Below are 11,757 nucleotides of genomic sequence, written 5' to 3' on the forward strand. Positions count from 1 at the left end.
CGTGGCCGATTACCGCGCGCTCTCGTTCTGGATGGACTCGCTCGCCGAGTCCGGAGTGGATGACCTCGCGCCGAGGGCATCGCTCCCCGGTGACACCACCGCTGACGTTGCCATCGTCGGCGGCGGGCTGACCGGGTTGTGGACCGCCTACTACCTGATCAAGCGCGACCCCGGCCTGCGCGTCGTCGTGCTCGAGAAGCACATCACGGGCTTCGGCGCCTCCGGTCGCAACGGCGGCTGGTGCTCCACACTCTTCCCGGCATCCACCACGGCACTTGAACGCCGTCATGGCCGCGCCGCGGCACTCGCGATGCGCCGGGCCATGATCGGCACGGTCGACGAGGTCGGCAGGGTGACGGATGCCGAGGGCATCGACTGCGACTACGTCAAGGCCGGCACGATCGGCTACGCCCGGTCGCGACCGCAACTCGAGCGCGCGAGGGCCGAGGTCGCGGAGGCCGCGCACTATGGCGTCGACCGCGTCGGGTTCCTGCCGAGCCCCACCGGCCCGACCGGGATGCTCGCGGCAACACTTGATCCCGCGTGCGCGAGACTGCACCCGGCGAAGCTCGTGCGCGGTCTCGCCCGCACCGTCGAACGACTCGGAGCCACGATCTACGAAGCGACCGAGGTGCTCGACTGGGGCACGGGATCGGTGCTCACCTCTCGTGGCACCGTCACGGCCGAGACGGTCGTCATCGCGACCGAGGGCTACGGGTCCACCCTGCCGAAGACTCACCGCCGCGTACTCCCGCTCTATTCGCTCATGATCGCGACCGAGCCGCTGAGCGACGACACCTGGCGCGAGATCGGCATCGAGCACGGCCAGACCTTCGCCGACTATCGCCACCTGCTCATCTACGGGCAGCGAACGGCAGACAATCGCTTTGCCTTCGGCGGCCGCGGTGCGCGCTATCACTGGGGCAGCAGCATCCGCCCCGAGTACGACCGGGTGCCGCGCGTCTTCGAGCACCTGCGCGGAACGCTCATCGAGCTCTTTCCCCAGGCTGCGGATGCGGCGGTCACCCACCGCTGGGGCGGCCCGCTCGGCGTGCCCCGCGATTGGCATGCGCACGCGAGCTTCGACCCGGTGACCCGCATCGCGACCGCGGGAGGCTACGTGGGGGACGGACTCAGCACCACGAACCTCGCGGGGCGAACCCTCGCCGATCTCGTGACGGGGCGCGAGACCGAACTCACACGTCTGCCCTGGACCAACCACCGCTCCCCCGAGTGGGAAATCGAGCCACTGCGCTTCGCTGGATCGAACCTCGGCCTCCTCGCGATGGAGGCGGCAGACCTGGAGGAGCGCGTCACCCGCCGCCCCTCCGTGACCGCCCGTCTGATGGCACCCCTCACCGGTCACTGACTCGTATTAGTCGAGTAGCGCGCGAGGTAAGAGGCGTTCGCGACCTTCCTGCGCGAAACCTCACCGTCGGGGATCGCGCCGAAGGCGGAGGCGTGGTGGGCCTCTGTGGGCGGAGCCTTCGGCGCGATCCCGACGGAACGACGAGTTACGCCTCGTCGACCAACGAGTCACTCGCGGGCCCGGCGAACTGAGCCTCGTACAGGCGGGCGTACGCGCCGTCCGCCTCAAGCAGCTCGGCGTGGTTGCCCTGCTCCACGATCTGGCCGTTCTCCATCACGAGGATAAGGTCGGCATCCCGAATGGTCGAGAGCCGGTGCGCGATCACGAAGCTCGTGCGGTCCGAACGCAGCGCAGCCATGGCCTTCTGCACGAGCACCTCGGTGCGCGTGTCGACTGAGCTCGTCGCCTCGTCCAGGATGAGCACGCTCGGCTTCGCGAGGAACGCGCGCGCGATGGTGAGCAACTGCTTCTCCCCCGCGCTCACGTTCTCCGCCTCGTCGGCGAGAATCGTGTCGTACCCGTCGGGCAGCGAGCGCACGAAGCGGTCGACATAGGTCGCCGTGGCCGCGTCGATGATCTCCTCTTCCGTCGCATCCGGGCGACCGTAGGCGATGTTGTCGCGGATGGTTCCGCCGAACAGCCAGGTGTCCTGCAGCACCATGCCCATCCGCCCGCGAAGGTCGTCGCGGGACATCTCGGCGATGTCGACGCCGTCGAGCGTGATGCGACCGGAGTCCAGCTCGTAGAACCGCATCATGAGGTTGACCAGAGTGGTCTTGCCCGCGCCGGTCGGTCCGACGATGGCGATGGTGTGTCCGGGCTCGGCAACGAGCGACACGTTGTCGATGAGCGGCTTCTCCTCCGTGTAACGGAAGGAGACATTCTCGAAGACGAGCCGCCCGGCGGATGCCGTCGGGGACTGCGCGGGCGCGTGATCCGCGGACTGGTCATCCGCGTCCAGTAGCTCGAAGACACGCTCGGCCGAGGCGACCCCCGACTGGATCAGGTTGGCCATGCTGCCGAGCTGAGTCAGCGGTTGGGTGAACTGGCGCGAGTACTGCAGAAAGGCTTGCACGTCACCGAGGCGCATCGATCCACCCGCGACGAAGGCTCCACCGACCACTGCGATCGCCACGTAGATGAGGTTTCCGACGAACATCATCGAGGGCATGATGATGCCCGAGACGAACTGCGCACCGAAGCTCGCCGTGAAGAGCTGCTCGTTCTTGTCGTCGAAGACCGTGCCGACCTCGCGCTGGCGACCGAACACCTTGACGAGGGAGTGACCGGTGAAGTTCTCCTCGATGTCGGCGTTCAGTTCGCCCGTGAACTTCCACTGCTGCACAAAGAGCTTCTGCGAGCGCTTGGCGACGAGCGCCGTGATGACGACGGTCATGGGGATCGTGACGAGCGCGATCAGGGCGAGCACCCAGGAGATGACGAACATCATCACGAGAACGCCGACGACCGTGAGCAGGGAGGTGACCATCTGGCTCAGCGTCTGCTGCAGGCTCTGCGACACGTTGTCGATGTCATTGGTGACCCGGCTCAGCAGTTCACCGCGCTGCATCTTGTCGTAGTAGCGCAGCGGAAGCCGATTCATCTTCTCCTCGACGTCCTGCCGCAGGCGGAAGACGATGCGCTGCACTACCTCGTTGAGCACGTAGGCCTGCAGCCAGCCGAACACGGAGGAGAGCACATAGAGCGCGAGCACCCACATGAGTACCGTGCTGAGCGCTTGCAGGTCGATGCCAACACCCGGCGTCAGGTGCATTCCGCTCAGGAGGTCCGCCTGGCCGTCGTTGCCCTTCGCCCGCGCCGCCGCGATGATCTGCGCCTTGGTGACGCCCGCGGGCAGCCCCTTCGAGATCACGCCCTCGAAGATGAGCGTGGTCGCTTGTCCGAGCAGCTTGGGCCCGATCACGCTGAACGTGACGCTGATCACGGTGAGCAGGAACACCGAGGCGACGCCGATCCAGTGCGGCTTGAGCCTACTGAGCAGTCGCTTGGCAGACGGCCCAAAGTTCATGGCCTTTTCGGCGGGCATGCTTGCCCCGCCCATCGGGCCGCGCCGCATCGGCGGCCGCGCCGGTCGCTCTCGCTCTTCCGTCGTCGCGCTCATGCTGCTTCCTCTGCGGTGAGCTGGGACTCGACGATCTCAGCGTAGGTGGCGGATGTCGTCAGCAGTTCCTCGTGCGTGCCGCGACCCACGATCTGCCCGCCTTCGAGCACGATGATCTGGTCGGCATCGACGATGGTCGCCACGCGCTGCGCGACGACGATGATGGTCGCGTCGCTGCGATGCTTGGCGAGGGCCGTGCGGAGCCGCGCATCCGTCGCACTGTCGAGTGCGGAGAATGAGTCGTCGAAGATGTAGATCTCCGGCTTCTTCACGAGCGCCCGGGCGATAGCGAGACGCTGCCGTTGTCCACCCGAGACGTTCGTGCCGCCCTGGGCGATCGCGGCCTCGAGGCCACCCTCCATCTCCTCGACGAAGTGTCTGCCCTGGGCGATCGTGAGCGCCTCCCACAGCTCCTCGTCGGTCGCATCCGGTTTGCCGTAGCGCAGGTTGCTGGCGACCGTGCCCGCGAACAGGTACGGCTTCTGCGGAACGAGCCCTATTCGACTCCACAGCAGGTCGGGGTCGAGTTCTCGCACGTCGACACCGTCGACGAAGACCGCACCACCCGTGGCGTCGAAGAGCCTGGGCAGGAGGTTGACGAGCGTCGTCTTGCCGGCGCCGGTGCTGCCGATGATCGCCGTGGTCTGCCCCTCGCGCACGTCGAAGTTGAGGTTGCGCAGAACGGGCTCTTCGGCCTTGGGATAGGCGAAGGAAACATCCACGAATTCGACGGTTCCCCGGGCCTCGAGCGACGTGACGCCATTCACGGGCATGACCACGGACGACTTCGTCTCCAGCACCTCCCCGATGCGGTCACCGCTCACCGAGGCGCGAGGGAGGATGACGCCGAGGAAGGTCGCCATCATCACGGCCATGAGAATCTGCAGCAGGTAGCTGAGGTAGGCGATGAGCGCGCCGACCTGCATTTCGCCGGACTCGACGCGGAGGCCGCCGAACCAGATCACGGCGACGCTCGACACGTTGAGCACGAGCATGACGATCGGGAACATGAGCGCGAACAACCGGCCTGCGCCGAGCGCGGTCTCGGTCAACTCGCCGTTGGCCTTCTCGAAGCGGGCGGTCTCGACGTTCTCCCGCACGAAGGCACGAATGACCCGGATGCCCGTGAGCTGTTCCCGCAGGACCTGGTTGACCTTGTCGATGCGCTTCTGCATCAACTGGAACAGGGGCACCATGCGCGAGATGATGAGGCCGATCGAGATCAGCAGTACAGGGATACTCACGGCCATGAGCCAGGACAGTCCGAGGTCCTGCTGCATCGCTGCGATCACCCCGCCGACGGCGAGAATCGGCGCGGACACGAACAGCGTGCAGGTCATCAGCACGAACATCTGCACCTGCTGCACGTCATTGGTCGTGCGTGTGATGAGCGACGGTGCGCCGAACTGCGAGACCTCGCGCTCGGAGAACGCGCTGACCCGGTGGAAGATCGCGCCCCGCAGGTTGCGACCGAGCAGCATCGACGCCTTCGCCCCGAAGTAGACGGCCGTGATCGCACAGGCGACCTGGCCCAGGGTGATCGCGAGCATGATCGACCCGACCATGAGGATGTGGCCGACATCGCCCTTGGCCACGCCGTTGTCGATGATGTCGGCGACGAGGTTCGGCAGAAACAGCGAGGCGATGGACTGCGCGGCCTGGAACAGGCCGACGCCCACGAGCAGTGGCCAGTGGGGCTTGAGGTAGCGACGAAGAATCTTGAGCAACATGGGCGGTCAGTGCCGGCTTTCTTTCGTTCGGATGGATGCGGTGTGGTCCGGTGTGTGAGGGTGCCCGGCGACGCCGTACAGCACGATCGAGGCGAGCTCGGTCTCGGTGAACTCGGTGTGTTCGTTGAGGACGGGGAGCGATGAGGCGAAGCTGATGAGGCGGATGATATGCGCCACCCGCTCCGGCGGCCAGTTGAGTTCCTCGGCCTCCGGCTGCAGCAGGCGGGCGATGATGACCGCGAATTCGTGGCGCTGATCCCGTCTCGGCGGCGGTCCGCCGCCAACCATCGCCATGATCTTGAAGACCTCGCCGAAGCGCCGCCTCATCAGCATGATCACGGCGAGTACCTTCTGATCGAGCGGAAGCGCCGGGTCGATGGCCCGCAGGTCGTCACGCAGCGGCTCGGGGTCGAGAAGCTTGACGATCCCCGCCTCGATGAGGCTCTCCTTGTCACCGAAGGCCCGAAAGACGGTGCCCTCCGCGATGCCTGCCGCCTCGGCGATCTGCTTGGAACTGATGTCCCGGCCGTGCTCCTTCAGGAGCGGCGTGACGGCCTCGAGGATCATCGCTCGGCGATCATCGACCGAGAGCGGCCTGGCGCGCCCGCTCGGTGCTTTCAGCGTCTCGGAATCTGGCACCCGACGATGATAACTGAGTGAGTGCTCACTCAGCAAGCGAGAGACGCCTGCGGATCAGTCTGTCGGTGGTTCCTCGGCGAAGACCTTCTGGGCGATGGCGAAGGCGGAGTTCGCGGCCGGCACCCCGCAGTAGACCCCGACCTGGAGCAAGATCTCGGTGATCTCCGCGCGACTCAGCCCATTGCGCTGGGCGGCGCGCAGGTGCATCCCGAGTTCGTCGTAGTGCCCGTGCGCGATGAGCGCGGTGATCGTGATCGCGCTGCGCATCCGCCGGTCGAGACCCGGTCTCGTCCAGATCTCACCCCAGGCGTAGCGGGTGATGAGGTCCTGGAAGTCGGCGGTCGTCTCATCGATGGACCCCGTGGCGCGATCGACGTGGTTCGCGCCGAGCACCTGGCGACGCACGGCCATGCCCTCGTCGTAGCTGTCACGGTTGCTGCGGGAATCGTTCGTCACGACTGGTCTCTCCTCGATTCGGTTCCGTGTTCCGGCCCTGTGCTGAAGAACTCGATGAGCGCCTGCGCGACCTCGGCTGGGCTCTCGGCGGGCGCGAGGTGGGCCACGCCGGCAAGCTCGATGCCGCGACCGCGCCGCACGCCCTCGGCGACGGCCCTGGCATCCGCGGGCGGGATCACGACATCCAGTGCCCCCCACAGCGCAAGCACCGGCACGTCGATCTCGGTGAGCCGCGAGCGAAGGTCGCAGCCCGCGAGGGCCTCGCAGCAGAGCGCATAGCTCTCGTCATCGGTGTCGGAGAGTTCGATGAGCATGGCGCCGACGAGTTCCGGATGCTTCTCGATGAAGCCCGGCGCATACCAGCGGCCGGCGGACGGCCCGACGAGCACGGGCGTGCCCTGCGAGCGCACCGTAGCGGCGCGCTCGAGCCAGGCCGCGGGCTCCCCCACCTTGGCGGCCGAGCAGATGATCGAGACCGCTATCGCCTTCTCCGGATGCCGCAGCGCCAGTTCCAGCGCGAGCTGCCCGCCGAGCGAGTCCCCGGCATAGTAGAAGCGCTCCACTCCCGCGAGCGCCGCGACCCGTGCGACCGCGTCGGCGAGCTCGCCCGTGCTGAAAGGCTCCGTTGCGGCGCGCGATGCGCCGTGCCCGGGAAGGTCGACGGCGAGGATGTCGAAGTGCGGCGCGAGCAGCGGGATCGCAGCGGACCACAGCCGCGTCGTCGTGCCGAGCGAAGGCCCGAGCACGAGGGTCGGTGCGCCTGCACGCTCGGTGCGGGCAGCGGTCAGCACCGGGACCGTCACGACTGCACCTCGAGCACCGCCGCGGCGAGCGCGCGGTCGATGAGAAGCTCGGCATCACCGAGGTAGGCGATGGGATACAGCGCCTCCTCGATCGCGGCGTTCCCGATGCCCTCGAGTGCCGCTTCCGCGCGGAGCGCGCCGGCGAGGTCGAAGCCGGGATCGGCGGCGGTCTGCGTGACGAGCTCCTGCATCCTCGCCGAACCGACGAGGGGGCCGAACTCCAGCATGAGTCGCTCGGCCACGATGAGCGGGCCGCTCGATCGGAGGTTGCGCAGCATGGCGTCGGGATGCACGACGAGGCCGGAGAGGAGTTCCGCAGCGATCGCGGTCGCGCCACCGACCAGGCGCAGGAGTTCGCGAAGACTCTGCCACTCGACGTGCCAGGCGCCGTCGGGTCGCTCGTCGACAGCGTTCGCCGAGCGGTGCAGTTCCGCCGCGAGGCCTGGCGCCTTGCGCGCGGCCGACTGGATGAGCACGCTCAGGATCGGATTCTGCTTCTGCGGCATCGCCGATGATCCGCCGCGACCGGGACTCGACGGTTCCGCGAGCTCCGCGATCTCCGGGCGGGCGAGCACGAGCACGTCGCTCGACACCGTGCCGAGCGCGTCCATGAGGGTGACGAGCGCGTCACCGATGCGCGTGACGGGTGCACGCTGCGTCTGCCACGGCACGGGTGGTGTCGCGAGGCCGAGGGTCGCCGCGATGGCATCGGAGAGTCTCGCGCCGGTGCCCGCGCCGCCGAGCAGCTCGAAGGAGGCCTGGGTTCCTCCCGCTCCGCCCCACTGCACCGGAAAGTCGGCCGAGGTGAGTCTCTTGCGGGCCTCGGAGACTCCCCCGAGCCATCCGGCCGCCTTGAGACCGAAGGTCGTGGGAACGCCGTGTTGGGTGAGCGTCCGCGCCGCCATGATGCTGCGGCGGTGGTGATCTGCCAGGCTGGCGAGCGCGTGGACGCAGGCCTCGGCATCCGCGAGTATGAGCGCGATCGAGCGACTGGCGACGAGCATGAGTGCCGTGTCGAGAACGTCCTGGCTCGTGGCGCCTCGGTGCACCCAGAGCGCAGCATCCGCGTTGGCCGAGGCGACCGCGGCGCGCAGGTCCTTGATGAGTGGGATGACGGGATTGCCACCGGCCCTCGCGCGCAGCGCGATATCGGCGACGTCGAACGAGGCGGTGTCGGCGACTGAGCGCACTATGACCGACATCCCGGCCGGCGCAATCCCGAGCGTCTCGTAGGCGCGCACGAGGGCGACCTCCACGTCGACGATCGCCGCGATCACCGCCAGGTCGGATGTCGCCTCCGCCACGGCAGACCCCACCCACTGCGGCGAGAGCAGGCCGAAGTCTGCGCTCGCGGAGCCGGCCGTCGAGTGTTCAGTCGAAGTCAAGAAAAACGGTCTCCTCGTCACCCTGCAGATGCAGGTTAAACAGAAGAGTACCGTCGGCCTCGCGCGTTGCGACGAGGCTGGCCCGTCGACGCTCATCCAGGGATCCGAGCAGCGGGTCGGCCGCGAACTCCGCCGCGTGCTCCGGCAGGTAGATCCTGGTGTGCAGTGTGCCGAGGAGCCCACGCGAGAACACCACGACAGAGATGAACGGAAGCCCGCCACCCTCGACTCGCCCGGGTTCGACGGTCGTGAACTGGTAGTTGCCGGCCCCGTCGGTTGCGGCCCGTCCGAAGCCGGTGAAGGTGTAGCCGTCGCGGCGCAGCGAGCCGGGCTTCGTCGAGATCTCGCCCCGCTCATCCGCCTGCCAGATTTCGACGAGGGCGTCGGGAATCGGAGCTCCCGCGCCGTCGAGAACAGCACCGTGCAGGCGCACGGCGGCGGTATGCGTGCGAGCGACAAGGTCTTCTCCCCCGTCGTACGGGAGCGAGAACCCGAAGAACGGGCCGATCGTCTGGGCCGGGGTCACCGGAAGCCTCTGCGCGCTCATTCTGCGTCCTCCGGTTCGGTCCAGGTGCGTTTCGTGCCGGTGAGCACGATGTTCCAGCGGTAGCCCAGCGCGTACTCGGGCGAGGTGAGGTCGTGGTCGTAGGTGGCGACGAGTCGTGCCCGCGCATCCTCGTCGACGATCGACTGGTAGATGGGGTCGAGCGGGAACAGCGGGTCGCCCGGGAAGTACATCTGGGTGATGATCCGCTGCGTGAATGCCGAGCCGAAGATCGAGAAGTGGATGTGCGCGGGCCGCCACGCGTTGGTGTGGTTACGCCACGGGTAGGCGCCCGGCTTGATCGTCTGGAAGCGGTAGAAGCCGTTCTCGTCCGTGATGCAGCGGCCGGTGCCGGTGAAGTTTGGGTCGAGTGGCGCGGGGTGCTGGTCGCGCTTGTGGATGTAGCGTCCGGCCGCGTTCGCCTGCCACACCTCCACGAGCTGGTGGCGCACGGGCCGCCCGTCGCCGTCGAGCACCTGGCCGGTCACGATCATCCGCTCGCCCAGCGGCTCTCCGCTGTGCTGAATGGTGAGGTCTGCCTCAACCTCGGCGACATCGCGGTGGCCGAAGGCGGGCGAGGCGAGCTCGATCGTCTCGGGATCGACGTGGTGCAGGTCCTTGGTCGGATGCCGCAGCAGGCTGCTGCGATATGGCAGGAAGTCCAGCTCCACGCGCTCCGATCGCGGCGCACCCGCGGCGACGCCATCCTGGTATCGCTTGTGCTTCTCGGCGATCTCGGCCGAGATGTCGGCCTGGCTCGGGGGCTGCTGGGGGTCGACCGCAGTAGCGGCCTGATTCGCGTCATTGCTCACCCGTCAAGGTTCCCAGTGTTGCAGCGGCTCACCTAGGACTATTTTCCGCTCAGTGGAAGGCTCCCTACGAGCGGAACGAGGTGGGCCAGCGACGACCGCCCGCGAGGCTCACCCGCAGTGCCGCGCCGATGTCAGCGGCCGAGGCCTTCAGCAGCGGTACGTTGCGCCTGGCGTCCACCCTGGCCAGGTGCGTCACGAGGCTGACCGAGGCGAACGGCGCCTCGTCGTCGACGAAGATCGGCACCGCAAGCGCGGCCGTACCGAGCGTCATCTCCTGGTGCGTGGTGCTGTAGCCGCGCGCCCTTGTCGTTGCGATCTCAGCCCGCACGGCGGCCTCGTTCGTGAGCGAGTGCCGCGTCGGCGTCGCGAGCGGCCGGGCGAAGAAGTCGGTGAGAAACTCCTCGTTCTGGAAGGCGAGCAGGGCCTTGCCCACGCCCGTAGTGTGCAGCGGCAGCCTGCCGCCCATCCTCGAAATCGTCGGCACCGAGCGCGGGCCCACGAGGCGCGCGACATAAAGCGTGTCGAAGCCGTCGAGGATCGCGAGGTGCACGTTCTCGCCGGTCACCTCGTACAGCCCGAGGAGGAACGGCAGGGCGACCTCGCGAAACCTCAGGCTGACCGCCGAGAGTTCGCCGAGTTCCCAGAGCCCGGTGCCAATCGAATAGTGCGTGCCCTCGCGATTGAGCAGCCTCTGTTGCACGAGGTCGCTGACGATGCGGTGGGTGGTGCCAAGCGGAAGTCCGGCCGCCGCGGCAAGCTCAGATACGGTGAGCGAGTCGCGCTGCTGATCGAAGGCCCGCAGCACGCTCGCCGCGCGGGCGATCATGGAGCGACCGCGGTCATCCGCCACTGTCCGCTCCCATCGCTTGCCGTCCTGTCATGGTATCGAGGCGCGGCTGCCTAGGATCGAAGGGACGAGACCTCAGATCGTCGAGAGGGAGAGACGGATGTCGCGAGCGGTGAGCTTCAGCAGGTACGGATCACCCGAAGTGCTCGAGGTCATCGACGTGGCCGAGCCGCACGCGGACGCAGGCCAGGTGCGCGTCACCGTGCGTTCGGCCGGGCTCAACCCCTTCGACGTGAAGGTCCGCCACGGGGTCCTTCCCAAGCTCGTGCTGCCGAGCCGGCAGGGCTCCGAATTCGCGGGCGTCATCGACGAGGTGGGCGCCGACGCGGGCGACTGGCAGGTCGGCGACGAGGTACTCGGATGGATCGGTCGCGGCGCACAGGCGGAGCACGTCGTCGTGCCGGCATCCTCGATCGCGCCGAAGCCGGCGGCGCTGGACTGGGCGATCGCCGGCGGCGTCGGGCTCGTCGGCAACACCGCGAAGCGCTCGACGGCATCCCTCTCACTCGGCGCGGACGATACCGTGCTTGTCACGGGTGCCGCGGGAGGAGTGGGGCTGCTGAGCGCGCAGCTGGCCAGGCGCACTGGCGCCACCGTCATCGGCACGGCGAGCGAGCGCCATCACGAGTTTCTGCGCGGCCTCGGGGTCACCCCCGTCGCCTACGGGTCCGGGATGCTCGACCGCCTTCGCGAGGCAGCCCCGCAGGGCTTCACCGCGGCGCTCGACAACGTCGGCGGCGACAGCATCGAGGCGGCGCTGCTGCTCGGCATCCCGCCGCAGCGGATCAACACGATCGCCGACCACGACGCGGCCGAGAAATACGGGCTCGGTTCCGTTGGCGGTGGCGGCAAGACCGCCGAGGAGCTCGAAGAACTCGCGACCCTCGTCGCGAACGGTGAGCTCGTGCTTCCCCTGCGCGCGAGCTACCCGCTCGACGAGGTGCGCGCCGCCTACGAAGACCTCGAGTCCGGCCACGGCCTCGGCAAGATCGTGCTCACACTGGGCGACTGATCGCCCCCTGAGCCTGGGCCCACGCCGCCGGTTCCGGA

Annotated in this window: 11 protein-coding genes; 2 read left to right on the forward strand and 9 right to left on the reverse strand. The window is 67.9% G+C overall.

Features of this window, described 5'->3' with window-relative positions; translation table 11 throughout:
• The first annotated feature begins 1 nt into the window (after position 1).
• A complete protein-coding gene (locus ABUA37_RS07380; protein WP_349898485.1) occupies positions 2-1,369 on the forward strand; it encodes an NAD(P)/FAD-dependent oxidoreductase in 1,368 nt (455 codons plus the stop codon).
• Positions 1,370-1,514: 145 nt separating this feature from the next.
• Here ABUA37_RS07380 and ABUA37_RS07385 read toward each other — a convergent pair whose 3' ends face one another.
• The 9 genes from ABUA37_RS07385 to ABUA37_RS07425 all read right to left on the reverse strand — a co-directional run bounded on the left by ABUA37_RS07385 (position 1,515) and on the right by ABUA37_RS07425 (position 10,710).
• Positions 1,515-3,491, reverse strand: coding sequence for an ABC transporter ATP-binding protein (locus ABUA37_RS07385; RefSeq protein WP_349898486.1), 1,977 nt, complete (start codon positions 3,489-3,491; stop codon positions 1,515-1,517).
• Complete coding sequence (locus ABUA37_RS07390; RefSeq protein ID WP_349898487.1) at positions 3,488-5,221, reverse strand: ABC transporter ATP-binding protein; 1,734 nt, start codon at positions 5,219-5,221, stop codon at positions 3,488-3,490. The genes ABUA37_RS07385 and ABUA37_RS07390 overlap by 4 nt, the downstream gene beginning before the upstream one ends.
• A gap of 6 nt (positions 5,222-5,227) precedes the next feature.
• Entirely contained in the window at positions 5,228-5,860 is a 633-nt protein-coding gene (locus tag ABUA37_RS07395; RefSeq protein WP_349898488.1) for a TetR/AcrR family transcriptional regulator, read from the reverse strand.
• Between the two features lie 54 nt (positions 5,861-5,914).
• Positions 5,915-6,316 (reverse strand): 4-carboxymuconolactone decarboxylase, encoded by a 402-nt coding sequence (pcaC, locus tag ABUA37_RS07400; protein WP_349898489.1) that lies wholly within the window; start codon positions 6,314-6,316, stop codon positions 5,915-5,917.
• Positions 6,313-7,119: an alpha/beta fold hydrolase gene (locus ABUA37_RS07405; protein ID WP_349898490.1), complete on the reverse strand. Its 807-nt coding sequence runs from the start codon at positions 7,117-7,119 to the stop codon at positions 6,313-6,315. The genes pcaC and ABUA37_RS07405 overlap by 4 nt, the downstream gene beginning before the upstream one ends.
• Positions 7,116-8,504 carry a lyase family protein gene (locus ABUA37_RS07410; RefSeq protein WP_349898491.1) on the reverse strand — a complete coding sequence of 463 codons (1,389 nt, stop codon included), beginning with the start codon at positions 8,502-8,504 and terminating at the stop codon, positions 7,116-7,118. Before ABUA37_RS07410 ends, ABUA37_RS07405 begins: the two co-directional genes overlap by 4 nt.
• Complete coding sequence (pcaG, locus tag ABUA37_RS07415) at positions 8,491-9,051, reverse strand: protocatechuate 3,4-dioxygenase subunit alpha (protein WP_349898492.1); 561 nt, start codon at positions 9,049-9,051, stop codon at positions 8,491-8,493. The genes ABUA37_RS07410 and pcaG overlap by 14 nt, the downstream gene beginning before the upstream one ends.
• A complete protein-coding gene (gene pcaH / locus ABUA37_RS07420; RefSeq protein ID WP_349898493.1) occupies positions 9,048-9,860 on the reverse strand; it encodes a protocatechuate 3,4-dioxygenase subunit beta in 813 nt (270 codons plus the stop codon). The genes pcaG and pcaH overlap by 4 nt, the downstream gene beginning before the upstream one ends.
• A 64-nt stretch (positions 9,861-9,924) precedes the next feature.
• Complete coding sequence (locus ABUA37_RS07425) at positions 9,925-10,710, reverse strand: IclR family transcriptional regulator (RefSeq protein WP_349898494.1); 786 nt, start codon at positions 10,708-10,710, stop codon at positions 9,925-9,927.
• Positions 10,711-10,807: 97 nt separating this feature from the next.
• Between ABUA37_RS07425 and ABUA37_RS07430 the strand changes: the two genes are divergently transcribed.
• Complete coding sequence (locus tag ABUA37_RS07430; RefSeq protein WP_349898495.1) at positions 10,808-11,719, forward strand: NADP-dependent oxidoreductase; 912 nt, start codon at positions 10,808-10,810, stop codon at positions 11,717-11,719.
• Positions 11,720-11,757: the final 38 nt, after the last annotated feature.

The sequence above is a fragment of the Parafrigoribacterium soli genome (assembly GCF_040227235.1).
GTDB lineage: Bacteria > Actinomycetota > Actinomycetes > Actinomycetales > Microbacteriaceae > Parafrigoribacterium_A > Parafrigoribacterium_A soli.